This is a genomic window from Marmoricola sp. URHB0036, assembly GCF_000426045.1.
Taxonomy (GTDB): Bacteria; Actinomycetota; Actinomycetes; order Propionibacteriales; family Nocardioidaceae; genus Marmoricola.
Map to the genome: position 1 here is coordinate 257,974 of NZ_AUEP01000005.1, position 23,843 is coordinate 281,816.

Genomic DNA, 23,843 nt, shown 5'->3' on the forward strand with positions numbered 1-23,843 from the left:
TGCCCGTTACGCCGCGATCCCCCCTAGACCACCCGCGTCACACCACTTGGGACCAGAAGACGAGCGCCCTCCAGCTGAGCTCGCGCACCACGACCCGGGCCGCGAACGCGGCGAGCCCGCCGGCCACCAGGCTGGCCGCCCAGTACAGGAAGACCGAGCGCACCGCCTCGTCGACGCCGGAGGCCCGAAGCAGGCCGAGGACGAAGAACGGTTCCAGCAGGAGCGGTGCCAGCCACAGCGTCCACCACAGCGAGAACACGACCGGCGTGGGATCCGCCACCTCACCGCGACGCTGGTGTCCGTAGGCATGCCACAGGTTGCCGATGTTGCTCCGCGGGATCCACCAGTTGGCGAACGGCACGAACCACCACCAGACGTGGCTGCCCGGCGAGCGCCGCAACGCGACGGGTGCGGCCTCGGCGAGCTGGTACTGCCAGATCAACCAGAGCACCCCGGTCAGCAACGAGAGCCCGCAGATTGCCAGGGCCACCCACATCGCCGCCGGCGCACCGTCGAGCTGCCCCGAAGCGGGCGTCGCCGGTGCGGCGGCCTGCGTCGGCTGGGTGGGCAGGTCGAGGTGCGGCGGGTTCAGCCACAGCCAGGTCGGTACGGCCGCCAGCACGAGGTAGAGGACTCCCCACACGCCGAGGAGTCGCCCCAGCCAGTCGCCCAGCCGGGCGAACCCGGGGCCGAGCGGGGCCTTCGTGATGCCCATGCTGACCTGGCCGGTCCAGCCCTGTCCGTCGTGCCAGCGCTGCCCGCCTGACCCGGCGGGGTCCGGATACCAGCCGGCGGTCTGGGGCTGGAGGCCAGGAGTGCTCATGGCTCGGAATTATGAGCGAAATGCCGATTTTTCGACGTCGAATCCTGTGAATTCCCGGTCCAGCCGACAACTGGTGCCCGTTGGCTGTCGTATCGAGGGGAGCTCGTTCGTGGAGGAGCCGACATGATGGGGCGGTACGCCGGCCCCGACACTCACGACAAGGAGCACCGCCATGACGCAGTACCTACTCGCCGTCCACCACGCCGAGGGCACGCCGTACGCCAGCGACGAGGACATGCACCAGGCCTTCGCCGACACCGACGCCTTCAACCGGGAGATCATCGCCGACGGCAGCTGGGTCTTCGGCGGCGGCCTGACCGAGCCGAGCGACGCCACCGTGGTCGACGCCACCCGAGCCGAGCCGGTCGTCACCGACGGCCCGTTCGCCGAGACCAAGGAGCAGCTCGGCGGGTTCTGGGTCGTCGAGGCGCCCGACCTCGACGCCGCCCTCGAGATCGCCCGCCGCGGCTCGGCGGCCTGCCGGCAACCGGTCGAGGTCCGGCCCTTCCAGTCCGAGTGACCGACCTCGCGTCGGTCTTCCGGGCCGAGCACGGACGGGTGGTGGCCGGCCTGGCCCGCCGCTTCGGCGACCTCGACCTGGCCGAGGACGCCACCGGCGAGGCCCTGCTGGTCGCCGCCGAGCGCTGGCCCACCGAAGGAGTGCCGCCCAACCCGGGCGGCTGGCTCACCACGGTCGCCGCCCACAAGGCGCTCGACCGCATCCGTCGCGAGAAGCGGCGTCAGGACAAGTACGCCGAGGCGGTCATGCTCACAGCTGACACCCCACCCGAACCCACCGGACCGGTGGAGGACGACCGGCTCCGGCTGGTCTTCACCTGCTGCCACCCCGCGCTGGCACCCGAGAACCGGGTGGCACTGACCCTTCGGCTGCTCGGTGGCCTCACCGTCGCCGAGATCGCTGCTGCCTTCCTCGTGCCCGAGACGACGATGGCCCAGCGGATCACCCGCTCGAAGCACAAGATCAAGGTCACCGGCATCCCCTACCGGATCCCGAGCGCCGAGGACCTCCCCGCTCGGCTCGGTGCCGTGCTCGCGGTGCTGTACCTGATCTTCAACGAGGGCTACCTGGGCAGCTCGGGCCAGGCGCAGCGCAGTGAGCTGACCGCCGAGGCCATCCGCTTGGCCCGCCAGCTGCGCGAGATGGTGACGGGCACCCCGTCGCTCGGTCGACTGCCAGAAGTCGACGGCCTGCTGGCCCTGATGCTGCTCATCGAGTCGCGGTCACGGGCACGGGTCAGCGACGGCACGCTGGTGCCGCTCGACGAGCAGGACCGCACGCTGTGGGACGCGGCGATGATCGACGAGGGGCACCGGCTGGTGCGGGCCTGCCTGGCCCTGAACCGGCCCGGCCCCTACCAGGTGCAGGCAGCGATCAACGCGGTGCACACCGACGCCCTCGACGCCTCCATGACCGACTGGCGGCAGGTGGTCGCGCTCTTCGACCAGCTGCTCGTCCTCTCGCCGAGTCCGGTGGTCGCGCTCAACCGGGCGGTGGCCGTGGCGGAGGTGGACGGCCCCGACGTGGCGCTTGGCCTCGTCGAGCCGCTCGAGCTCACGTCGTACCACGCCTGGCACGCGACCCGGGCCGACCTGCTCCGCCGCCTGAGGAGGTACGACGAGGCGAGCGCCGCCTACGACCGCGCGATCGAGCTGGCCGGCAGCGAGGAGGAGAGGTCCTTCCTGCTCGGGCGACGAGACGCGCTGCCTCGGGGCTAGTCCTGAACGGCCTTCGCGATCGCGATGCACGTCGTGAGGTACTCCTCGTCCGGCGTGATCCGCTCGGTGCCGGGCTCGTCCTGCAGGCGCCAGCAGGCGTTGTCCATCATCCGTACGACGACCCAGTCGCGCGCCCGGTGCTCATCGAGCCCGGCGTGGTCGACGAGGGCGTGGAAGCGGGCCCGGACCCCGTTGCGCACGTCGCCCGCGAGCTCCTCGAACCGGTTCCACAGCATCGGCGCCAGCTCGTAGTGCGGGTCGCCGCTCATCGGCTTCGGGTCGATGGCCAGCCAGGGCTGCCGGTCGCCGGCCATCACGTTCTCGTAGTGCAGGTCTCCGTGGATCATGGTGCCGGTGCTGGCGGGATCGGTGACGAAGTCCCGCGACAGGGACACCGCCTGCTCGACCAACCGGGGCGGCAACGGTGCGCTGCGCGGCAGTCCCGCCAGCTCGTCGGCCCATCGGTCGACGTACGCCGTCAGAGTGCGCAGCTGCGGGATGGCTGGCACGTGCAGCTGCGCGTAGAGCCCGGCCACGACCTCGCACGCCTCGAGGTCCCACAGCTCGGTGAGCCGCTCCGGGTGCAGCCGCTCGAGCAACATCGCCGAGCGGTGCGGGTCGGCCTTCAGCAGCTGTACGGCGCCGTTCCCGTGCCAGTGCTGCAGCGCGAGGTGCTCGTGCTCGGACTCGTCGTCCGGGAAGGACACCTTGAGCACGGCCGGCCGGTTCGACGTCGTACGCACGGGGACGACGAGGGCCACGAAGCCGTGCATCATCCAGCCGTCGGTCGTCAGCTGCCACTCCTCCAGCAGGCCGTCGACCAGGCCGGGCAGGGCGTCGACCCAGTCGGCCCAGGCACCGCCCCGGCGAGCCATGCCGAGGACACCGTCCGGCAACCGCATCCGCGTCCCCGATCCGTCCTCGGCTACTTCTTCTTCTCCCCGGGACCGCTGGTGGACAGCGCGGCGATGAACGCCTCCTGGGGGACCTCGACGCGGCCGACCATCTTCATCCGCTTCTTGCCCTCCTTCTGCTTCTCCAGCAGCTTGCGCTTGCGGGTGATGTCACCGCCGTAGCACTTCGCGAGCACGTCCTTGCGGATCGCCCGGATGGTCTCCCGTGCGATCACCCGGGCGCCGATGGCGGCCTGGATCGGCACCTCGAACTGCTGCCTGGGGATGAGCTCGCGCAGCTTGCCGGCCAGCATCACGCCGTAGGAGTACGCCGCATCGCGGTGCACGATCGCGCTGAAGGCGTCGACCGTCTCGCCCTGCAGCAGGATGTCGACCTTGACCAGGTCGGCGGCCTGCTCACCGGTGGGTTCGTAGTCGAGTGAGGCGTACCCCTTGGTCCTGGACTTCAGCTGGTCGAAGAAGTCGAAGACGATCTCGCCCATCGGCAGCGTGTAGCGCATCTCCACGCGGTCGGCGGAGATGTAGTCCATCCCCTCGAGCTGGCCGCGCTTGGACTGGCAGAGCTCCATGATCACGCCGATGTAGTCGCTGGGGCTGAGGATCGTCGCCTTGACGACGGGCTCGCGCACCTCGGCGATCTTGCCGGCGTTGGGGTACTCGCTGGGGTTGGTGACCTCCTGCTCGGAGCCGTCCTCCATCACCACCTTGTAGACCACGTTCGGTGCGGTCGAGATCAGCTCGAGGCCGAACTCGCGCTCGAGCCGCTCACGCACGATCTCCATGTGCAGCAGGCCGAGGAACCCGCAGCGGAAGCCGAAGCCCAGGGCGCCCGAGGTCTCCGGCTCGTAGGCCAGCGCCGCGTCGTTGAGCTGCAGCCTCTCGAGCGCGTCGCGGAGGGTCGGGTAGTCGTCTCCGTCGATCGGGTAGAGGCCGGAGTACACCATCGGGTTCGGGTGCTTGTAGCCGCCGAGTGGTGTGGTGGCGCCGTGGTGCTGCGAGGTGACGGTGTCGCCGACCCGCGACTGGCGCACGTCCTTCACACCGGTGATCAGGTAGCCCACCTCACCGACCCCCAGGTCGCCGGCCTTGACCGGCTCGGGGCTGATCACGCCGACCTCGAGCATCTCGTGGACGACACCGGTCGACATCATCTTGATGCGGTCGCGGTGGGTGAGCTTGCCGTCGATCACGCGGACGTAGGTGACGACCCCGCGGTAGGTGTCGTAGACCGAGTCGAAGATCAGCGCCCGCGGCGGAGCGTCGGCATCACCCACCGGGCCCGGTGTCTGCGCCACGATCTCGTTGAGCAGGTGCTCGACGCCCATGCCGGTCTTGGCCGACACCTGGAGCACGTCGGAGGGGTCGCAGCCGATGATGCCCGCCAGCTCGGCGGCGTACTTCTCCGGTTGGGCGCTCGGCAGGTCGATCTTGTTCAGCACCGGGATGATGTGCAGGTCGGCGCCGAGGGCGAGGTAGAGGTTGGCCAGCGTCTGGGCCTCGATCCCCTGAGCGGCGTCGACCAGCAGCACCGCGGCCTCACAGGCCTCCAGCGACCGCGACACCTCGTAGGTGAAGTCGACGTGACCCGGGGTGTCGATCATGTTGAGGACGTAGGTGCCGGGCTCGGCGGCCGCGTCGTTGTCCTCCTGGACCGTCCAGGGCATCCGCACGGCCTGGCTCTTGATGGTGATGCCGCGCTCACGCTCGATGTCCATCCGGTCGAGGTACTGCGCCCGGGCGGCACGCTCGTCGACCACGCCGGTGAGCTGCAGCATCCGGTCGGCCAGCGTCGACTTGCCGTGGTCGATGTGCGCGATGATGCAGAAGTTCCGGATGATCGCGGGGTCGGTCGCGCCGGGGACGGGCGCGGCTGCTGCTACGGACACGGACTGCTTTCCAGAGGGGATGATTCGGCGAGCGCCCATCCTCCCACGCAGGGGCTAGGCACGCGTCGGCACCCAGAACCGCAGCTTGTGCCCGCGCCGGTCCTCGAGAACACCGCCGTTGGCCTCGATCACCTTCCGCGACGCCACGTTGTCGGCGTCGCAGGTCACGAGTGCCGGGTCGATGCCCCGGGCGTGCGCCTCGACGAGCACGGCGGCCAGCATCCGGGTCGCGTGGCCCTCCCTGCGGCGGCTGCGGCGTACGTCGTAGCCGATGTGGCCTCCGAAGTCGCGCAGCCGCTCGTTGAGCTCGTGGCGCAGCGAGATGCGACCGACGTACTCCTCGCCCTCGACCCACCACCAGGAGGTCTGGCAGACGAAGCCCTCGGCGCGGGGCCGGTCGGCCTCGGCGAGCGTCTCCCGGACGTACGCCGCGAAGCCCTCCTCGCTCTCCCACGTGTCGCCGAACCGGGTGAGGTCCCAGCCGATCATGCTGTCCTCGCCGGCCCGGCCCTCCGCACGGAACTCCTCCATCGCGGACAGGAACGAGACCCGGAAGCGGGTGTCGGGGCGGGTCAGCTGGGCCATGGCACGAGTCTGGCGATCGTCGTACGGCCCTCTCAAGCGGGTTTCCGTAGGCTGAGGCGATGCGGACCGCCCTGCTCGCCGGAGCCACCGGGCTCGTCGGCGGCCACCTGCTGGCTCGCCTGCTCGAGGACGGCACCTGGGACCGCGTGGTCAGCATCGGGCGCCGCGAGGTCGACGTACGCCACGACCGGCTCGAGCAGCTCGTGACGCAGCTGCCCGACGTACCAGCGCTGCCGGCCGTCGACGACGCCTTCTGTGCCTTGGGCACCACCATCAAGCAGGCCGGCAGCCAGGACGCCTTCCGGGCCGTCGACCACGATGCCGTCGTCGCGCTGGCCGCCGCCGGACAGCAGGCCGGCGCCCGGAGCTTCCTGCACGTGACCGCCATGGGAGCCAACGCTCGCTCGCGCCTCTTCTACAACCGGGTCAAGGGCGAGACCGAGCGAGACGTGGCGGCGTTGGGGATCCCGACGACGGTGGCGTTCCGGCCCTCGATCATCGACGGCGACCGGGCCGAGGCGCGACGCGGCGAGCAGCTGAGCCTGTCCGTGATGCGGGTCTCCGCGCCTGTTCTGGGACCCTTCCGCCCCACGCGGGCGGAGGACATCGCGTCCGCGATGGTGCAGCAGGCCAAGGCGGCGCCCGCCGGCACCACCGTCGTCTCGGCCCGAGAGATCACCAAGCGGGCGTCGTAGCCCTCACTCGGCGCTGTCGACGAACTCCTTCGTCTTCGCGATCGCGAAGCCCCAGCCCTGCTCGAGCGTGGGGGTCGGCGGCACTGCGATCTCGTCGGGGTTGGTGAGCACGTCGAGCAGCACCGGCCCGTCGGTCGCGAGCGCCTCCTTGACCGCGGCGTCCACGTCGTCCGGGCGCTCGACACGCAGACCGCGCATCCCGATGGCCTCGGCCACCTTGGCGAAGTCGGGGTTGTGCAGCACGGTCCCGAACTCCGGGAGCCCGACCTGCTCCATCTCCAGCTTGACCATCCCGAGGCGGCCGTTGTCGAAGACCACCAGCTTGACCGGGAGGTCGTGGGACACCGCTGTGATCAGGTCTCCCAGCAACATCGAGATCCCGCCGTCGCCGCAGAAGGCGATGACCTGACGTCGCCGGTCGAGCACACTGGCCCCGAGCGCCATCGGCATCGCGTTGGCCATCGAGCCCAGGTTGAAGGAGCCGACCAGCCGACGTGTCCCGGTCATCCGCACGAACCGCGAGAGCCAGACCGTCGCCATCCCGGTGTCGGTGGTGAACACCGCATCGGAGGCCGCGTGCCGGTCGATGGCCGCGGCCAGCAGCTCAGGTCGCACCCGGGACTCGGGGTTGTCGACCTTGCGTCGCAGCAGTCCCTTCGGCTTCCGGTCGTACGCCGGATCGACGAACTGCTGCTGCCGCTCCTGCCAGTGCCGGTAGCTCTTCCGGGCCGAGTCGAGGTGGTCCCGGTCGGTCTTCTGCTCGATCAGCGGGAGCAGCGCCTGGAGACCGAGACCGGCGTCGCCGACCAGCGGGAGGTCCACCGGTGTTCGCCGGCCGATGTGCGCGCCGCGGACGTCGAGCTGGATCACCTTCTTGCCGGTCGGCAGGAAGTCGCGGTAGGGGAAGTCGGTGCCGACCAGGAACAGCACGTCGCACCCCTCGAAGGCCTTGGCGGTGGCGTGGTTGCCGATCAGGCCCGACTGGCCGACCTCGTAGTCGTTGGCGTCCTCGAGCCCCTCCTTGGCCTTGAGGGTCAGCACCATCGGCGCGGCCAGGCGCTCGGCCAGCTGGAGCACCTCCACACGTGCCTCGCGGGCGCCCTGACCCACCAGCAGGGTCACCTTGTCGGCCTGGTTGAGCAACGAGGCAGCCTGCTGCACGGCGTCCGGGGCCGGCATCGAGCTCGGCCGGGTCTCGACGAAGCGCGGCACCGGGGTGCCCTTCGGCAGGTCGAGGCCACCGACGTCGCCCGGCAGGGTCAGCACCGCGACACCCGACTCCTGGATCGCGGCGTTGCCGGCCTGCTCGATCAGCAACGGCAGCTGGTCGATGCTGCTGACGGTGCGGCTGAACACTGCGACGTCCGCGAAGATGCGGTCGTTGTCGACCTCCTGGAAGAACTCGCTGCCGATCTCCTCGCGAGGGACCTGTCCGCAGATGGCCAGGACCGGGGCGTGCGACTTCTTGGCGTCGTACAGGCCGTTGAGGAGGTGGATGGCCCCCGGGCCGACCGTGCCCATGCACACCGACAACCGGCCGGTCAGCTGGGCCTGCGCGCTGGCCGCGAAGGCGCCTGCCTCCTCGTGGCGCACGCCGACCCACTCGATGCGCTCCTCGCGACGGATCGCGTCGGTGACGGGGTTCAGCGCGTCGCCGACCACGCCCCACACACTGGCGACGCCGTAGTCGGCGATCGACTCGATCAACAGCTCGGCAACAGTGGACATGCGGTCTCCTCGTGGCTGGTCGGTGCGTGGTGGTCAGGGGGTGAAACGGTCGGGATCGGCGAGTGCCCAGTCGCGCTCCCAGCTCCCCGGCGGGGCGGCAGTGAGCAGCTCACCCGGCTGCAGGTGGTGGAACATCTCGGCGTAGCTGGCGACCCGGTCGTGGTCGACCCGGCGCCGCAGCATGTGCGGCTGCAGCTCGTCGGGTCCGTGCACGCCCATCGAGCCCATCACCTGCAGCGCCTGCTCGACGCATGCCTTCTGGTAGTGGAAGACCCGGTCGGTCTTGCTGGGTACATCCAGGGCGCGGGCGCGCTTGGTGTCCTGGGTGGCGACGCCCACCGGGCAGGTGTTGGTGTGGCACAGCTGGGCCTGGATGCAGCCGACCGCCATCATCATCGAGCGCGCCGAGTTGGTGTAGTCGGCGCCCTGCACGAGTCGCTTGACGATGTCGATGCCGGTGGCCACCTTGCCGCTGGCACCGACCTTGACCCGGTCGCGCAGGCCCACCCCGACGAGGGCGTTGTGCACGTTGAGCAGTCCCTCGGTCAGCGGCGTACCGATGTGGTCCTCGTACTCCAGCGGTGCCGCACCGGTGCCGCCCTCTCCCCCGTCGACGATCACGAAGTCGGGGGTCACGCCCTCGGCCACCATGGCCTTGCAGATGGCCAGGAAGTCGGAGCGCGAGCCGAGGCAGAGCTTGAACCCGGCCGGCTTGCCGCCCGAGAGCTCACGCATCTTCGCGATGAACAGGACCAGCTCACGTGGCGTCGAGAAGACCTTGTGGGCAGGCGGTGACACGCACTTCTCGCCCTTGGGAACGCCACGGGCGTCGGCGATCTCCTGGGTCACCTTCGCGCCGGGGAGCACTCCACCGATGCCGGGCTTGGCGCCCTGGCTGAGCTTGAGCGAGACCATCTTGACCTGGTCACCCGTGGCGGTGTCGGCGAACTTGCCCGGGTCGAAGCCGCCGTCCTTGGTCCGCGCGCCGAAGTACCCGCTGCCGATCTCCCAGACGAGGTCACCGCCCTGCTGGTGGTACTTGCTCAGGCCGCCCTCGCCGGTGTCGTGGGCGAACCCGCCGCGGGCGGCTCCGCGGTTGAGGGCCACCAGGGCGTTGCCGCTGAGCGCCCCGAAGCTCATCGCCGAGACGTTCATCAGGGCCATGTCGTAGGGGCGGGTGCAGTCGGGGCCGCCGATGCGCACGCGCGGAGGCGCCGGGGCCGGGTCGACCGGCCGCGTCGAGTGCACGAGGTACTCGTAGCCGGGCTCGTCGACGTCGCGCTCGGTGCCGAACGGCTGCTCGGTCTTGACGTCCTTCGCCCGCTGATAGATGGAGCTGCGGACGTCGCGGTCGAACGGACGGCCGTCCCAGTTGCGCTCGATGAAGTACTGCTGGAGCTCGGGGCGAATGTCCTCGAGCAGGAAACGGAAGTGCCCGAGCACGGGGTAGTTGCGCAGGATGGAGTGGCGCTTCTGGGTGACGTCGTACACCGCGAGGCAGAGCAGCAGCACCACGATCGCGAGCAGCACCCACCAACCCGGACCGCCGATCGCCGCCGCCAGTGTGGTCAAGGCACCGAGGACGACGAGGACAGCCAGTACGAAGAACTTCAGCACCCTCGATCAGTACCCCGCCAACCTGACGTGATGCTGAGAACGGCGGCGCACCCCCCGGACACGTCGGCCGGTTCGCCGATTTGGGCGCTCCGACCGCCGCTGATATCGTTTCCCTTCGTGTCTGGACCGTTCCGGACGCCCCCAGAACTGTCACAGAACCAGCACCACCACACCGAAGAGGCGAGCCTGACGTGGCGAACATCAAGTCCCAGATCAAGCGCAACCGGCAGAACGATGCTGCGCACGAGCGCAACAAGGCCGTGAAGTCCGCGCTGAAGACCTCGGTCCGCAAGTTCCGCGAGGCTGCCGAGGCCGGCTCCGAGGAGGCCAAGACCCTGGCCGTGGCCGCGGGCAAGCAGCTCGACAAGGCCGCCTCCAAGGGCGTCATCCACAAGAACCAGGCCGCCAACCGCAAGTCGGCCATCCAGAAGAAGGCTGCCTCTCTCTGAGGCATCCGCTCAGCTGAGGCGCCGTACCCTCCGGGGACGGCGCCTTTTGCATGCCCCAGCGATGTCTACCAGCGATGTCTAGGAGTGCCGCGGCCTGGCGCGCACCACGTCGAGCACCATCTTCTCCAGGGCGTACGCCGCATCGCTGGCCTGGCCCTTGATGTCGGCGTCCGCGCTGGCGACCGTGCGGATCGCCCGACCGACCCCGTCGGCGTCCCAGCCGTGCGACTGCCGGCGCAGGGTGTCCAACTTCCACCCGGGCACGCCGACCTCGCGCATCAGGTCGTTGTTGCGCATGCCCCGCGGCGCCGACATGAACTTGGCCAGGCTGCGCAGACCGCCTGCCATCGCGCTGGTGACCAGCACCGGCGGCGTGCCGCGGTCCAGGGCCCAGCGCAGCTCCTCGAGCGCCTTGGCGGTCTGCCCGTAGAGCGTGTGGTCGGCCACCGCGAACGACTTGGCCTCGGCCCGGCCACCGAAGTACTTCTTGACCATCTCCACGCTCAGCGGTTGGCCCTCGAAGTCGTTGGCGAGCTGGCTGGTCGCGGCCGAGAGGGAGCGCAGGTCCTGACCGACGGCCTGGATCAGGAAGTCGGCGGCGTCGGGGTCGATGCGCACCTTGCGGGCGCGGAGCTCATTGACGACGAAGCCCGGGAACTCGCGCGCGGTCAGCGGGGCCGACTTGACCTCGGTCACGGTCGGGAGCTTGCGCAGCTTGCCGAGCAGCCCGCTGCCCTTGGGGCCACCACCGTGCGCCAGCACCAGGGCGACGTCCTCGGCCGGCGCTGCGGCGTACTCGAGGAGCCCGGGGACCGACTCCTCGGGCAGGTCCTCCAGTCCCCGCACGACGATGCACCTGGTCGCCGAGAACAACGACGGCGAGGCGAGGTCGCCCAGCTCGGCCATGGTCAGCGAGGCCGCCATGGTGTCGGAGAACTCCGCCTCCGCGTCGTGGGAACGCACGGCTGAACGCACGCCCGTGATGGCTCGTTCACCGAGGAACTCCTCGGGTCCGGTCACCAACGTCAGACGACCGAGCACGTCCTGCGGGGTGGTCATGGCGGCAGCCTCTCATGCGCGTCCGACAGCGACACCGATGCGGTCAGAGGTCCACGGTGCCGCGTACGACGGTGCGACTCGTGCCGCCGACCCAGACGTCACCCGCGTCGTCGGTGCTGATCCGCACGCGTCCGTCGCGGCCCAGCGCCGTGCCCTGTCTGGCGACGTACGACGGTGGCAGCCGACCCTCGTCGGTCAGCCACACCGCGAAGCCGGCGTTGAGACTGCCCGTCACCGGATCTTCGTTGATGCCCATGCCCGGACAGAAGGCGCGCACCTCGACGTCGGCACCGGTCGACGCGCGCTCGTCGGCGTCCAGGGGGCCGATGACGCCGGTGTCCACGTCGAGGGCGCCGAAGTCGGGCCGCAACGAGAGCACGCTGGCGGCGCTGTCCAGCTCCAGCCCGAGCCAGCCGGGGCCGTTGTCGATCCACCACGCCCCCACCAGCTGCCCGGGCTCCACGCCCAGCGCCCCGATCACGCGTCCCAGGGTCTCCTCGTCGACCGGGCCGGTGCGCAGGAAGCCGGGTGCCCGGAAGGCCAGCGCGTCGCCCTCTCCACGGAGCTCGACCAGGCCGATCCCGCACTCCTGCACCACCCGGTCCGTCAACGCAGGCGCACCGCCGGACTCCAGCCACGCGTGCGCGCTGCCCAGGGTGGGGTGGCCCGCGAACGGCAGTTCCTCCCCCGGCGTGAAGATGCGCAACCGGTAGTCGGCCCCCGGATCCTCGGGCGGCAGCAGGAACGTCGTCTCCGACAGGTTGGTCCAACGGGCGAGCTCGGCCATCCGCTCGTCGTCGAGACCGGTGGCGTCGTGCACCACCGCCACCGGGTTGCCGACCAGTGACCGGCTGCCGAACACGTCGACCTGGGAGAAGGTGTACGTCGCCACGACGCCAGCCTCTCACCGCTGCTCATCGGGTGGCCACGCGCAGGCCTCCGTCGACGACGACCGCCACGTCACCGTCGCGGTCGGTGCGCTCGACCTGCATGCGAGCGTCGCGCAGCAGCGCCAGCAGGGACGGCGCCGGGTGTCCGTAGTCGTTGTCGACCCCGACCGAGATGAGCGCCAGTCGTGCCCCGGTCGCCCGGACGAGGTCGGGATCCTGGCGGGCGCTGCCGTGGTGGGCCACCTTGAGCACGTCGGCGCGCACCCCGCCGGTGTCGCGGAGCAGCTGGGCCTGCGAGTCGTCCTCCTCGTCGCCCATCATCAGGATCCGGATGCCCCGGGTCTGCACCAGCAGGACCACGCTGCAGTCGTTGGGCGGGGAGTCCGACCCGGCCGGTGGCGGGTGCGAGGGGGCGATCACCTGCCAGCTCAGCGGACCCAGCCGCCCCGTCTCGCCGTACGCCGCCACCCGGACGGGCACCCCGGCCCGCTCGGCCAACGCGCGGACCTCCTCGGCGCCGGCCGGTGGGTCGGCCAGCGAGGTGACCTCGATGCCGCCCACGGCCCGTCCGCGCAGCGCACCGGCCAGCCCGTCGACATGGTCGGCATGGAAGTGCGTCAGCACCAGCAGCGGGATCCGTCGCACTCCCAGCCTGCGGAGGCACCGGTCCATCGCGGACGGCTCCGGCCCGGTGTCCACGACCAGCGCGGCGCCGGACCCGGCGTTCAGGACCATGCCGTCGCCCTGGCCGACGTCGCACGCGACCAGCACCCATCCGCGCGGAGGCCACCCGGGGCTCGGCAGCGGCACCAGCAATGCCCCCACCATCACCGCGCCCAGGGCGAGGGTGCTGGCCCGCCTGGCCAGGAGGGCGCCGAGGAACAGGGTGGCCACCGCACAGGCCACGCCGAGCACGGCGATGCCGACCGGTCCCGACGACCACGCGACAGCCGCCACCGGGAGCGCGGCGCTCCTCGCGGCCACGGTGATGATCCATGCGGCGCACCAGGCGGCGGGGAGCGCGACCCACTGGCCGAGCGTCCGCGACACCAGCCCGACGACACCTCCGGCCAGCCCGAGCACGGTGGCCGGCCCGACAGCCGGCGCGGCGAGCAGGTTGGCCACGACCGCCACCAAGGAGACCTGCCCGGAGATGGCCGCCACCAGCGGCGTGCAGGCCAGCTGGGCCGCGAGCGGCACGGCGATCGCCTCGGCCGCCCACCGGGGCAGCCAGCGGCTCAACCGGTCACGCCACGCCGGGGCGAACCAGAGGATGCCCGCGGTGGCCAGCGCCGAGAGCGCGAAGCCGGCCGAGACCGCAAGCCACGGGTCGACCAGCAGAAGGAGCAGCACGGCGGCCCCGAGGGCACGCGGACCGCGTCGCCGACCGTGGGTGCCCATGCCGAGCAGGGCCACCGACCCCATCACCGCGGCCCGCAGGACGCTGGGCTCCGGCCGGGCCAGGAGCACGAACCCGACGACCCCGAGCACCCCCACCACGACCAGTCCCCTGGCCCGGACACCCGCCCATCGGGCCAGCAGGAGCAGGGAGCCGACCACGAGCGTCAAGTTGGTCCCCGAAACGGCGAGCAGGTGCGTCAGGCCCGACGTCCGGAACGCCTCGGTGAGCTCCTCGGGCATCCGGGCGTCGTCCCCGTCGACGAGTGCCGGCACGAGTGTGCGCGGACCCTCTGGTCGCGAGGCCACCACGGCCCGGATCGAGTCGCGCAGCCGGTCGGCCGCCCGGAGCAGGGCTCCGGGCCTGGCCAGCACCTCCGGTGGCCCGCGGGTGCTCAGCACCCCGGCGAGGTCACGGGTGCGGGCGACCTGGAGCCGGCCCCGGAGCAGCAGCCGGGATCCGAGCTCGAGATGCGCGGACCTGGCGTCAGCGATGACGAGCACCGGCGCGCGCACCCAGTGTCGCTGGCCGCGCCCCACCACCGTCTCGGTACGCATCCGGTAGACGACATACGGCTCGAAGCGTCCCTGCCGCAGCACCGGGTCGGAGGTGACCACGCCGCGTGCCTCGACCGAGGCCTGTTGGCGCGCCAGCGCCTGGACCGGAGTCGCGTGCACCGCCTCGGCCCGCAGCAGCACCGACGCCGCCACCCCGCACCCGGCGACGGTCCACGCGACCCGGCTGAGCACCTCGCGGCCACGACGTCGGCGATGCAGCACGTGCAGCACCGCACCGCCGAGGGCGACGCCCAGGACCCAGACGGGTGCGCGAAGAGCCGCCACCGCGGCCAGCCAGGCGACGCCCGCCAGGGCCGGCGCACGGAGGTCGAAACGCTCGGTCACAGCGTGACGAGAGGCGCCAGGTCGGCCAGCGTCTTGTCCCCGATGCCGTCGACCTCGAGCAGCTCGTCGACCGACGAGAACGCGCCGTGGGCCGCGCGCCACTCGAGGATCTTCTGGGCGGTGACGGGCCCGACCCCGGGAAGGGTGTCGAGCTGTTCCGCGGTCGCGGTGTTCAGGTTGACCAGCGACGCACTGGGGGCCGGGGCCGTGGTGCTCGCACCGGCCGCGATCCCTCCGCCGGGCATGCCACGACCAACGAGGATCTGCTCGCCGTCGACCAGCACCCGGGCCAGGTTGAGCGACCCCAGGTCGACCCCCGGACGAGCGCCGCCCGCCTTGCGCACGGCGTCCACGACCCGCGACCCCACGGGCAGGGTGGCCACGCCCGGATGCCGGACCTTCCCGGAGACGTCGACGGTGACGCTGCCGCCGGACGGTGCTCCGGAGATGGAGGGCGAAGGGCTCGACGACAGCGCGGGAGCGGCAGTCCCCGGCGCCACCACGGCCGTTCGCGCCGGGACCGGCTGACTGTCGGAATGCATGCGCAGCACCACGAACACCGTCCCGGCCAGGGCCAACGCGACCAGCAGCACGACCAGCAGCACCGGACCCGACCCGAGCTCGGTGCGCCCCCGCAGTGTGTCGGGGACCTGTCGTCGCACCCACGCCGCCAGCACCTGCGCGACACCAGGACGGGAGGTGCGTGCATGCCGTCCGACCGGTGCCACCACGGCCGGCGCAGGAAGGCCACCGGGATCAGGAGACTCAGGCTCGTCGTCGACCCGGCGCAGCCCCGCCTGCTCGAGCTCGCGGCCGAGGAGCTCGAGCCGCCGACGCGCGGCCTCGGCGACCTCCTCGTGTGACTGCCTGTGCATGCCTCGACGCTAGGAACGGCCGAGGGGATGAGGAAGGACGATCTGCCTGCCTGTGGAGAACTACGCCGTCCCGCCCGTTGTGGACGTTCAGCTGCGCCGGGCGACGGCCACGGCCACCATGCCTGGGCCGACGTGCGCACCGAGGACGGCACCGATCTCACCGAGGGAGACCTCGCGGTCCTGGAGGCCCTTCTCGAGCCGGTCGCCCAGGCGCGCCGCCAGCTGGGTGGCGCGCTCGGGGCTGGCCAGGTGCGCGACGGCCACGTCGACCTCGGCGTCACCGGCCGCCTCTACGGCCAGCTCCTCCAGCCGTGAGAGTGCCTTGGCCGAGGTCCGCACCTTCTCGAAGGGGCCGACCCGCCCGTCGGCCACGGTCAGGATCGGCTTGACCGCCAGCGCCGACCCGACGAGGGCGGCCGCGGCGCCCATCCGGCCACCGCGACGGAGGTACTCGAGGGTGTCCACGTAGAACAGCGACGTCGTCTGCTGCGCCCGGGTGCGGGCAGCCGCCGCGGCCGTGGCGGCGTCGGCGCCACCGTCGATCGCATCCGCCGCGGCGAGTACGGCGAACCCGGTGGCCATCCCGACCTGGCGGGAGTCCACGGGCGTCACCGGCACCGACGCCCGCCGTGCCGCGAGCTGGGCCGACTCGAAGGTGCCGCTCAGCTCGGCGGAGATGTGCACCGAGACGATCTCGTCGAACCCCTCGGCGGCGAGCTTGTCGTAGACCTCGAGCATCGCGTCCGGGTTGGGCCTGGAGGTGCTGACCGGGACCCACTCCTTGAGCGCGTCGGCCAGCATCTGCGGCGTGACGCCCTGGCCGTCACCCGCATCCACGCCCTCGTCGTACGCCGTGGCCCCGATGACCACCTGCAACGGCACCACCGTGATGCCACGTCCGGCAACCGTCTCCGCAGGCAGGGACGCGGTCGAGTCGGTGACCAGGGCGACGGGCATGGCGCACAGGTTAGCGGGGCGGTACCCGTGCCCTTGCCGCGCTCGTTACGGTCGAGGCATGCGCATAGTCACAGCAGGCGGACACGGTCAGATCGCCCGGCAGTTCGGGCGGCTCGTCGCCCAGGCCGGGCACGATCCGGCCGGCATCATCCGCAAGCCGGAACACCTGCCGGACCTCCAGTCCGACGGCGTCGAGCCCGTCCTGCTCGACCTCGAGGCGACGACCGTCGAGGAGCTGACCGAGGTCGTCCGCGGAGCAGACGCCGTGGTCTTCGCCGCCGGCGGCGGACCCGACGGCAACGCCGCCCGCAAGGAGACCGTGGACAAGGGCGCCGCCGTGATGCTGGCCGACGCTGCCGCGGCCGCCGGCGTACGCCGCTACCTGATGGTCTCGGCCATGGGCACCGAGAACGCCGACCCCGACTCCGACGACGTCTTCCAGGTCTACCTGCGCGCCAAGCAGGCTGCCGACGACCACCTGCGGGCGAGCGACCTCGACTGGACCATCGTCCGGCCCGGCCGGCTGACCGACGACGTACCGACCGGCCTGGTGCAGGTGGGCCAGCTCGAGAGCGGCTCGGTGACCAGGGGCGACGTCGCCCACGTCCTGGCCGAGGTGCTCGAGTCGGCCAACACCCACGGCACGACCTTCGACCTGCTCAACGGCGACGTGCCGATAGCAGAGGCCATCGGCAAGCTCTAGCCTCTCGCTAGCCCACGACCACGTTGACCAGCTTCGGCGCGCGCACGATCACCTTGCGCACCTGCCGGCCCTCGAGCGCCCGCTGCACCGACTCGTCGGCCAGGGCGGCTGCCTCCAGGTCGGCGTCGCTGATGTCGGGCGACACCTCCAGCCGGGCACGCAGCTTGCCCTGCACCTGCACGACCGCGGTGACGGAGTCCTCGACCAGCAGGGCCTCGTCGACCGTCGGCCAGCCGGCCCGGGCGACGGTGGGCTGGTGGCCCATCCGTTCCCACATCTCCTCGGCCGTGTAGGGCGCGACCAACGACAGCAGGATCGCGACGGCCTCCGCTGCCTCGCGCACCGCAGGGTCCTCGGGCCCGCATCCGGAGTCGATGGCCTTGCGGGTGGCGTTCACCAGCTCCATCGTGCGCGCGACCATCACGTTGAACCGGTGGGACTCCACCAGCTCGGCCGCGTCGTGCAGCGTGTGGTGCGTGACCTTGCGCAGCGCCACGTCACCGCCCTCGGGCGATGTCCCCGGCGCCGAAGCGACGTCGCCGGACAGGCGCCACGCCCGCTGCAGGAACCGCAACGATCCCGCCGGCGACATGTCGGCCCAGTCGATGTTGTCCTCGGGCGGTCCTGCGAAGACCAGGGTCAGTCGGACCGCGTCCACTCCGAAGTCGGCAAGTTGCTCCCCCAGACTGACGCCGTTGCCCAGCGACTTGCTCATCTTCTTGCCCTGGTTGATCACCACGCCCTGGTTCAGCAGGGCGGTGAACGGCTCGGTGAAGTCGACCATGCCCATGTCGAACAGGACCTTGGTGAAGAAGCGGCTGTACATCAGGTGCAGCACGGCGTGCTCGACGCCGCCGACGTACTGCTCGACCGGCATCCACAGCCGCACCTTGTCCTCGTCGAAGGCCTGGGTGTCGTCGTGCGGCGAGCAGTAGCGCAGGAAGTACCAGCTGGAGTCGACGAAGGTGTCCATCGTGTCGGAGTCGCGCTTGGCCGGTCCCCCGCACTTCGGGCACTCGACGTTGACCCAGTCCTCGGCCGCCGCCAGCGGCGAGACGCCCTTCGGCTTCAGGTCGGCACCCTTGAGCTCCGGCAGTACGACGGGCAGCTGGTCCTCCGGGACGTCGACCTCCCCGTCGACCGGGCAGTGGATGACCGGGATCGGGCAGCCCCAGAACCGCTGCCGGGACAGCAGCCAGTCGCGCAGCCGGAAGTTCACCGCACCGCGACCGGTCCCCTGCTGCTCCAGGTAGTCGATGATCGCGCGCTTGGCGTCGTCGATCTCCAGCCCATCCAGCGACACCGACTCGTTGGCGGAGTTGATCGCCGGGCCGGCGCCCGTGTAGGCCTCGCCCTCCCAGCCCTCCGGTGGCTGCACGGTCCGGATCACCGGCAGGTCGTACTCCTCGGCGAAGTCCCAGTCGCGCTGGTCCTGCCCGGGCACCGCCATGATCGCGCCGGTGCCGTAGTCGGCCAACACGTAGTCCGAGGCCCACACCGGCACGCTCTCGCCGTTGACCGGGTTGACGGCATAGGCCCCCAGGAAGACACCGGTCTTCGGCCGATCGGTCGCCATCCGGTCGATGTCGGAGGCCTTGCGCGTCTCGGCCAGGTAGTCCTCGTAGGTCGGCCGCTGCTCGTCGCTGACGATCTCCTCGGCCAGCTTCGCGTCGGCCGCGACCACCATGAACGTGGCGCCGAACAGCGTGTCCGGCCGGGTCGTGTAGACCGAGACCGAGCGCGACCCGCCACCGTCGGTGGCGACGTCGAAGTCGACGTGCGCACCTTCCGACCGGCCGATCCAGTTGCGCTGCAGGGTCAGCACCCGCTCCGGCCAGTCCAGGCCCTCCATGTCGTCCAGCAGTCGCTGGGCGTAGTCGGTGACCTTGAAGTACCACTGCGTCAGCTCGCGCTTGGTGACCTCGGCACCGCAGCGCTCGCAGAAGCCGTCGACGACCTGCTCGTTGGCCAGCACCGTCTGGTCGTTGGGGCACCAGTTCACCGGGCTCGACTTGCGGTAGGCCAGTCCGCGCTCGCGGAGCTTCAGGAACAGCCACTGCGTCCAGCGGTAGTACTCCGGGTCGGAGGTGTGCAGCCGGCGGGACCAGTCGAAGCTCACGGCGTACTTCTTGAACGACGCGGCCTGGGTCTCGATGTTGGCGTAGGTGTACGTCGCAGGGTGCTCGTTGCGCTGGATGGCGGCGTTCTCTGCCGGCAGCCCGAAGGAGTCCCACCCGATCGGGTTCAGCACCTCGTAGCCCCGCTGCCACCAGTAGCGGGCGATCACGTCGTGCAGCGCCGTCACCTCGGCGTGACCCATGTGCAGGTCGCCACTGGGGTAGGGAAACATCGTCAGCGCATAGCGCTTCTCGCGCGGGCTGTCGTCGTCGGCACGGAACGGGTCGAGCTCCTCCCACACGGGCTGCCACTTGGCCTCCGTCGCGTGGACGTCGTAGCTCTGCTGCTCCCTGTCGTCCCGGTGGGACTCTGGGTGGGGCTCGGTCATCTCGCTCATCCTTGTCGGGTCGGTCCTGTCTCGGGCACGAAAAAGCCCCTCGCGCAGAGGGGCGGCCGCGTCGTCTGGTCGACGCGGCTAGAGAAGGAGCAGGACCTGCCTCATGGGCACATGGTACTCACGCTGTCGCCGCAGGTCGTAGCCCATTCGTCCAGTACGTCGGCACGGCACCCCGACGTACGTTGTGAGGATGGTCCCCGCGGCGCGCTGGCTGGTGGTGGCGCTGCTGGCGCTGGCCGTCTGCGCGCCCCCGACCGTGCTGCGCCTGCTGCCCGCCTCGGACACCGACGTCACGGCCCCGGTCCTGGCCCAACGCGTACGCGCGGCGATCGACACCGGCTGGTCCGGCGAGGTGCGCACGCGAGGCTCGCTGTCGGTCCCGCTGACCGGCTCGACCTTCGGAGGCGTGGCCAGGCTGCTCGGCGAGAGCAGCCAGCTGCGTGTCTGGTGGCAGGACGACGAGGACTGGCGGGTCGACCGGATCAGCCCCACCGGCGAGAACGACCAGGTGCGCCAGGGCGGTTTCTCGACCCGGTGGCGCTACGAGGACGACACAGCGCGGCTGGTCGACTGGTCTCCGATCCGCCTCCCCGACGACAACGACCTCGTCCCGGTCGCCCTGGCCCGACGGCTGCTTGCCGGAGCCGAGCCGGGCGAGCTGTCCCGGATCGCGCCGCGACGGGTGGCGGGCCGCAGCGCGGCGGGCCTGCGGCTGGTGCCGTCAGACCCCGTCTCGACGATCGGGCGCGTGGACGTCTGGGCCGACGAGTCGACCAACGTGCCGCTGCGCATCGACGTCTACGGCGAGGACGACGCGCGACACCCGATCCTCAGCAGCGAGGTCACGACCTTCGACGACGAACCGCCCTCCGACCGCGCCCTGCGCTTCGAGTTCTCCCGCGACGTCGACTTCCACCGGAGCGCCTCGCTCGACTCGGTGGCCGCCGCCAACGCCTTCGCGCCGTTCCTGCTGCCGATGCGGACGATCGGGCTCGAACGGCAAGGTGCTCCCTCGGCGCTGGGAGCCGTGGGCATCTACGGCCGAGGGCCCACCGCCCTCCTCGTCATACCGCTGCGCGACTTCACGGCCAAGCCCCTGCACAAGCAGCTGGCCAGGAGCCACAACGCCCGCACCACCGAGCGGAGCGTCGCCCTCGAGGTCGGTCCGCTGTCGGTGCTGCTCGTGGAGGGCCTCCCGGCCTATCCCAACCCGCGTCTGCACGACGGGGGAAACTTCCTGCTCACGGGGACCGTCACGCCGGCGGCTCTGCGCCAGGCGGCGGTCGAGCTCCAGAACGGGGTGCTGAGGACGCAATGATCCAGACCCGCGGCCTCACCAAGACGTACGGCGACGTGCGCGCCGTCGACGAGGTGCACCTCGACGTCCGCGAGGGTGACGTCTACGGCTTCCTCGGCGCCAACGGCTCCGGCAAGACCACCACCGTGCGGATGCTGCTCGGCCTGGTGATGGCCAACGCCGGTGAGGCCGAGCTGTTCGGGGAGCCGATGCCGAAGTCGGCCGCGTCGGTGCTGCCACGGATCGGCGCGCTGGTCGAGGGACCAGGCGCCTACCCGCACCTGTCCGGTCGCGCCAACCTCGCGCTGTTCGACGCTGCCGCCGGCGCGCGCGCACGCCGCGCCGACCAGCGTTCCCGGATCACAGAGGTGCTCGAGCAGGTCGGGCTCGACCCCTCGGACAAGCGGCCGACCAAGACCTACTCACTCGGCATGAAGCAGCGCCTGGGACTCGCCGCCGCCCTCGTACGACGCCCTCCCTTGCTGGTGCTCGACGAACCGACCAACGGCCTCGACCCGCAGGGCATCCGGGACATCCGCGAGCTGCTGCTCGGGCTGAACCGGGCCGGCACGACGATCTTCCTGTCCAGCCACCTGCTGGCCGAGGTCGAGCAGATGTCCACCCGGGTCGGCGTGCTCGACCGTGGCCGCCTCGTGCTCCAGGAGGACATGTCCGCCATCCGCGCCGTCACCGGTCTGGTGCGAGTCCGGACTCCCGACCCCGACGCTGCCATCGCACTCCTCGACGGACGCGTCCAGGAGCGCGGTGCCGGCGAGGTCGTGGTCAGGGCCGACGACATCGCCGACCTCAACGTCCGCCTCGTGACAGCAGGTGTCCGCGTCACCGGGCTCGAGCCGGTACGCCGCACGCTGGAGCAGGTCGTCCTGGAAGCGACCACGCCGTGATCCGGGTCGAGCTGGTCAAGCTGCTCCGACGGCCGCGCACCTGGGTGACCATCGTCGCCCTCAACGCACTGCCGACGCTGGTCGCGGTGCTGCTCGCAGTGACCGACATCGGCCCGCGTCCCGGCAGCGGGCCGCCGTTCCTGTCGGCTGTGCTCACCGATGGCACCCTGTTTCCCCTCGCTGCCCTCGGCATCGTGCTGCCGTTGTTCCTGCCGGTGGCGGTCGCCGTGGTCGGCGGCGACTCGATCGCCGGTGAGGTGCAGAGCGACACCTTGCGCTACCTGCTCGTGCGTCCGGTCTCCCGGCTGCGGCTGCTGGTGGCGAAGCTGGTCAGCATCGTCGCGTTCGTGGTCGTCGCCACGCTCGTCGTCGCGGTGGTCGCCTACGTCGAGGGTCGACTGTTCCTCGGCAACGCACCGGCCACCGGCGTGGTGAGCGTCTCCGGCACCACGCTCAGCTCGGGCGAGATGCTCGAGCGCACCGTGCTCGCCTTCGGCTACGTCGTGCTCGCCATGCTCGGGGTCGCGGCCATCGCCCTCCTGCTGAGCACGATGACCGACTCGGCGGTGGCCGCGGCACTCGGCACGATCGGGTTCCTGATCGCCTCGACGGTGCTGCTCGGGCTGGACGCCGCAGAGTCGCTGCGCCCCTACCTGCTGACGCGCTACTGGCTCGCCTTCGTCGACCTGTTCCGCGACCCGATCCGGTGGACCGACGTGGTGCACGGCGTACTCGCCCAGCTCGCCTACCTCGTGGTGTTCGCGGGAGCGGCCTGGGCCAACTTCGCCACCCGCGACATCAACAAGTGACGCCGGTCGGCGCCCGCGGCTGACCGGTGCCGAGGGCGCTGACCAGCGTGGCCAGCACGACCGGGTCGGACGGCAGGCCGCCGTGCGTCGTCGTCGCGCCCGGACAGACTTCCTGCACCTCGATGTTCAGCGCACCCTCGAGCTCGGCCGAGTCGGTGGGCGTGACGGTGCGGTCACCGTGGGTCCTGATCGTGATCCACCTGGGCCCAGCAGGTGTCTCGTCACCGGCGTTGAGCCGGCGTACCAGGTCGCTGCCGGTGGCCATCTGCTCGCACGCCGTCGGACAGCCACCGCCCACGTCGGCAGCGATGGCGGCCACGTCGGTGCCGTGGTGCGGCGAACCCAGCGTCAGCACCCGTCGTACGACGGAGTCACCACCGTCGTCGCGCACGAAGAGACGGGCGATCACGCCACCGGCCGAGTAGCCCACGACGTCGACCGACGCGATGCCGGTGCGGTCGATCGTGCGCTGGGCGAGGTCGGCCAGCCGCTTCGCCTGCACCCGCAGGTCGCCCGTGCCTCCCCCGGTCGGCTGGAAGGCGATCGCAGTGCGTCCCTCGCGTCGGAGCTCGTCCACGATCGGGGTGACGTCGCTCGCCGTTCCGCCGTACCCGGGGACCACGATCACTGCGCCCGGCTGTGACTGGTCAGCGGCGCCACCACCGGACACCGAGCGCGCCACCACCAGCGCGACCAGACCGACGACGAGGACGATCACCAGCGCGCCGACGACCATCACCAGTCGACGACGCGCGCGCGGGAGCGAGCGCAGGTTCAGGCTGGGGTGTCCTCGGTCGGCACGAGGTCGAGCCTAGACGCGCAGGTCTAGGCGGGCTCGTCCTCCTGCTCGATGTGCTCGGGGACGACGATAGGCCGGAGCCGGGCCCAGAGCCCGAACAGCAGCGACGTGACGATCATGGCGATGCCGCCGACGATGTTGACGTTGAACCCGTCGGCCCGGTCGAGCTCGCTCTGGCTGGTGAAGAAGCCGGTGATCAGCAGGATCACGCCGTAGAGCCCCATCAGGGCGCCGATCACGAACCGGATGTCGAACAGCCCCGCCTTGTGGCCGGTCTCGCTGGTGTTCTCAGCCATGTC

The 23,843-nt window shown here is 71.1% G+C and carries 22 protein-coding genes; 8 read left to right on the plus strand and 14 right to left on the minus strand.

Features of this window, described 5'->3' with window-relative positions:
• Positions 1-37: 37 nt before the first annotated feature.
• A complete protein-coding gene (locus H976_RS30295) occupies positions 38-823 on the minus strand; it encodes a DUF4328 domain-containing protein (RefSeq protein ID WP_027860839.1) in 786 nt (261 codons plus the stop codon).
• A 172-nt stretch (positions 824-995) separates the two neighbouring features.
• Between H976_RS30295 and H976_RS30575 the strand changes: the two genes are divergently transcribed.
• Positions 996-1,343, plus strand: coding sequence for a YciI family protein (locus tag H976_RS30575; protein WP_027860840.1), 348 nt, complete (start codon positions 996-998; stop codon positions 1,341-1,343).
• Complete coding sequence (locus tag H976_RS0106210; RefSeq protein ID WP_027860841.1) at positions 1,340-2,560, plus strand: RNA polymerase sigma factor; 1,221 nt, start codon at positions 1,340-1,342, stop codon at positions 2,558-2,560. Before H976_RS30575 ends, H976_RS0106210 begins: the two co-directional genes overlap by 4 nt.
• Here H976_RS0106210 and H976_RS0106215 read toward each other — a convergent pair.
• The 3 genes from H976_RS0106215 to H976_RS0106225 are packed head-to-tail and all read right to left on the minus strand — an operon-like array spanning position 2,557 to position 5,945.
• Entirely contained in the window at positions 2,557-3,462 is a 906-nt protein-coding gene (locus tag H976_RS0106215; RefSeq protein WP_027860842.1) for an aminoglycoside phosphotransferase family protein, read from the minus strand. The genes H976_RS0106210 and H976_RS0106215 overlap by 4 nt on opposite strands.
• Positions 3,463-3,485: 23 nt before the next feature.
• The gene (lepA, locus tag H976_RS0106220) at positions 3,486-5,399 is read right to left on the minus strand and encodes a translation elongation factor 4 (protein WP_051276296.1); all 1,914 of its coding nucleotides are present in this window, start codon (positions 5,397-5,399) and stop codon (positions 3,486-3,488) included.
• A gap of 15 nt (positions 5,400-5,414) precedes the next feature.
• Positions 5,415-5,945 carry a GNAT family N-acetyltransferase gene (locus H976_RS0106225; protein ID WP_027860844.1) on the minus strand — a complete coding sequence of 177 codons (531 nt, stop codon included), beginning with the start codon at positions 5,943-5,945 and terminating at the stop codon, positions 5,415-5,417.
• Positions 5,946-6,004: 59 nt separating this feature from the next.
• Here H976_RS0106225 and H976_RS0106230 point away from each other — a divergent pair, with 59 nt between their 5' ends.
• A complete protein-coding gene (locus tag H976_RS0106230; RefSeq protein ID WP_027860845.1) occupies positions 6,005-6,640 on the plus strand; it encodes an NAD-dependent epimerase/dehydratase family protein in 636 nt (211 codons plus the stop codon).
• A 3-nt stretch (positions 6,641-6,643) separates the two neighbouring features.
• Here the strand turns inward: H976_RS0106230 and H976_RS0106235 are convergent, their stop codons facing one another.
• Positions 6,644-8,368: a thiamine pyrophosphate-dependent enzyme gene (locus H976_RS0106235; protein WP_027860846.1), complete on the minus strand. Its 1,725-nt coding sequence runs from the start codon at positions 8,366-8,368 to the stop codon at positions 6,644-6,646.
• Positions 8,369-8,401: 33 nt separating this feature from the next.
• Complete coding sequence (locus tag H976_RS0106240) at positions 8,402-9,985, minus strand: FMN-binding glutamate synthase family protein (RefSeq protein ID WP_027860847.1); 1,584 nt, start codon at positions 9,983-9,985, stop codon at positions 8,402-8,404.
• Positions 9,986-10,176: 191 nt separating this feature from the next.
• Between H976_RS0106240 and rpsT the strand changes: the two genes are divergently transcribed.
• A complete protein-coding gene (gene rpsT, locus H976_RS0106245; RefSeq protein ID WP_027860848.1) occupies positions 10,177-10,434 on the plus strand; it encodes a 30S ribosomal protein S20 in 258 nt (85 codons plus the stop codon).
• Between the two features lie 78 nt (positions 10,435-10,512).
• Here rpsT and holA read toward each other — a convergent pair whose 3' ends face one another.
• From holA to H976_RS0106275, 5 genes are all read right to left on the minus strand, one after another.
• A complete protein-coding gene (gene holA, locus H976_RS0106250) occupies positions 10,513-11,493 on the minus strand; it encodes a DNA polymerase III subunit delta (RefSeq protein WP_027860849.1) in 981 nt (326 codons plus the stop codon).
• 43 nt (positions 11,494-11,536) lie between these two features.
• Entirely contained in the window at positions 11,537-12,385 is an 849-nt protein-coding gene (locus H976_RS0106255; protein WP_027860850.1) for a PhzF family phenazine biosynthesis protein, read from the minus strand.
• 22 nt (positions 12,386-12,407) lie between these two features.
• Positions 12,408-14,684, minus strand: coding sequence for a ComEC/Rec2 family competence protein (locus H976_RS0106260; protein ID WP_027860851.1), 2,277 nt, complete (start codon positions 14,682-14,684; stop codon positions 12,408-12,410).
• Positions 14,681-15,559 (minus strand): ComEA family DNA-binding protein, encoded by an 879-nt coding sequence (locus tag H976_RS29870; RefSeq protein WP_051276298.1) that lies wholly within the window; start codon positions 15,557-15,559, stop codon positions 14,681-14,683. The genes H976_RS0106260 and H976_RS29870 overlap by 4 nt, the downstream gene beginning before the upstream one ends.
• An 87-nt stretch (positions 15,560-15,646) precedes the next feature.
• Positions 15,647-16,516, minus strand: coding sequence for a DegV family protein (locus tag H976_RS0106275; RefSeq protein ID WP_027860852.1), 870 nt, complete (start codon positions 16,514-16,516; stop codon positions 15,647-15,649).
• A gap of 58 nt (positions 16,517-16,574) precedes the next feature.
• Between H976_RS0106275 and H976_RS0106280 the strand changes: the two genes are divergently transcribed.
• Positions 16,575-17,219, plus strand: a complete 645-nt coding sequence (locus H976_RS0106280) for an SDR family oxidoreductase (RefSeq protein WP_027860853.1) — start codon at positions 16,575-16,577, stop codon at positions 17,217-17,219.
• A 7-nt stretch (positions 17,220-17,226) separates the two neighbouring features.
• Here the strand turns inward: H976_RS0106280 and leuS are convergent, their stop codons facing one another.
• Positions 17,227-19,725, minus strand: coding sequence for a leucine--tRNA ligase (leuS, locus tag H976_RS0106285; RefSeq protein ID WP_155918010.1), 2,499 nt, complete (start codon positions 19,723-19,725; stop codon positions 17,227-17,229).
• A gap of 199 nt (positions 19,726-19,924) precedes the next feature.
• On the opposite strand from leuS, the gene H976_RS0106290 reads away from it, so the two are divergent.
• The 3 genes from H976_RS0106290 to H976_RS0106300 are packed head-to-tail and all read left to right on the plus strand — an operon-like array spanning position 19,925 to position 22,745.
• A complete protein-coding gene (locus H976_RS0106290; protein ID WP_027860855.1) occupies positions 19,925-21,052 on the plus strand; it encodes a hypothetical protein in 1,128 nt (375 codons plus the stop codon).
• Positions 21,049-21,936 (plus strand): ABC transporter ATP-binding protein, encoded by an 888-nt coding sequence (locus H976_RS0106295; RefSeq protein ID WP_027860856.1) that lies wholly within the window; start codon positions 21,049-21,051, stop codon positions 21,934-21,936. The genes H976_RS0106290 and H976_RS0106295 overlap by 4 nt, the downstream gene beginning before the upstream one ends.
• Positions 21,933-22,745: an ABC transporter permease gene (locus H976_RS0106300; RefSeq protein ID WP_027860857.1), complete on the plus strand. Its 813-nt coding sequence runs from the start codon at positions 21,933-21,935 to the stop codon at positions 22,743-22,745. Before H976_RS0106295 ends, H976_RS0106300 begins: the two co-directional genes overlap by 4 nt.
• Here the strand turns inward: H976_RS0106300 and H976_RS0106305 are convergent.
• Together H976_RS0106305 and H976_RS0106310 are read right to left on the minus strand one after the other, a co-directional pair.
• Complete coding sequence (locus tag H976_RS0106305; RefSeq protein ID WP_036224908.1) at positions 22,735-23,481, minus strand: triacylglycerol lipase; 747 nt, start codon at positions 23,479-23,481, stop codon at positions 22,735-22,737. The genes H976_RS0106300 and H976_RS0106305 overlap by 11 nt on opposite strands.
• Before the next feature lie 89 nt (positions 23,482-23,570).
• Positions 23,571-23,840, minus strand: a complete 270-nt coding sequence (locus H976_RS0106310) for a hypothetical protein (protein ID WP_027860859.1) — start codon at positions 23,838-23,840, stop codon at positions 23,571-23,573.
• Positions 23,841-23,843: the final 3 nt, after the last annotated feature.

Coding starts and splice junctions, on each gene's coding strand:
- H976_RS0106290 (WP_027860855.1), top strand. CDS start 19,925: ATGGTCCCCGCGGCGCGCTGGCTGGTGGTGGCGCTGCTGGCGCTGGCC.
- H976_RS0106305 (WP_036224908.1), bottom strand. CDS start 23,481: ATGGTCGTCGGCGCGCTGGTGATCGTCCTCGTCGTCGGTCTGGTCGCG.
- H976_RS0106275 (WP_027860852.1), bottom strand. CDS start 16,516: ATGCCCGTCGCCCTGGTCACCGACTCGACCGCGTCCCTGCCTGCGGAG.
- leuS (WP_155918010.1), bottom strand. CDS start 19,725: ATGACCGAGCCCCACCCAGAGTCCCACCGGGACGACAGGGAGCAGCAG.
- H976_RS29870 (WP_051276298.1), bottom strand. CDS start 15,559: ATGCACAGGCAGTCACACGAGGAGGTCGCCGAGGCCGCGCGTCGGCGG.
- H976_RS30295 (WP_027860839.1), bottom strand. CDS start 823: ATGAGCACTCCTGGCCTCCAGCCCCAGACCGCCGGCTGGTATCCGGAC.
- H976_RS0106230 (WP_027860845.1), top strand. CDS start 6,005: ATGCGGACCGCCCTGCTCGCCGGAGCCACCGGGCTCGTCGGCGGCCAC.
- H976_RS30575 (WP_027860840.1), top strand. CDS start 996: ATGACGCAGTACCTACTCGCCGTCCACCACGCCGAGGGCACGCCGTAC.
- H976_RS0106235 (WP_027860846.1), bottom strand. CDS start 8,368: ATGTCCACTGTTGCCGAGCTGTTGATCGAGTCGATCGCCGACTACGGC.
- lepA (WP_051276296.1), bottom strand. CDS start 5,399: ATGGGCGCTCGCCGAATCATCCCCTCTGGAAAGCAGTCCGTGTCCGTA.
- H976_RS0106280 (WP_027860853.1), top strand. CDS start 16,575: ATGCGCATAGTCACAGCAGGCGGACACGGTCAGATCGCCCGGCAGTTC.
- H976_RS0106225 (WP_027860844.1), bottom strand. CDS start 5,945: ATGGCCCAGCTGACCCGCCCCGACACCCGCTTCCGGGTCTCGTTCCTG.
- H976_RS0106310 (WP_027860859.1), bottom strand. CDS start 23,840: ATGGCTGAGAACACCAGCGAGACCGGCCACAAGGCGGGGCTGTTCGAC.
- H976_RS0106215 (WP_027860842.1), bottom strand. CDS start 3,462: ATGCGGTTGCCGGACGGTGTCCTCGGCATGGCTCGCCGGGGCGGTGCC.
- holA (WP_027860849.1), bottom strand. CDS start 11,493: ATGACCACCCCGCAGGACGTGCTCGGTCGTCTGACGTTGGTGACCGGA.
- H976_RS0106295 (WP_027860856.1), top strand. CDS start 21,049: ATGATCCAGACCCGCGGCCTCACCAAGACGTACGGCGACGTGCGCGCC.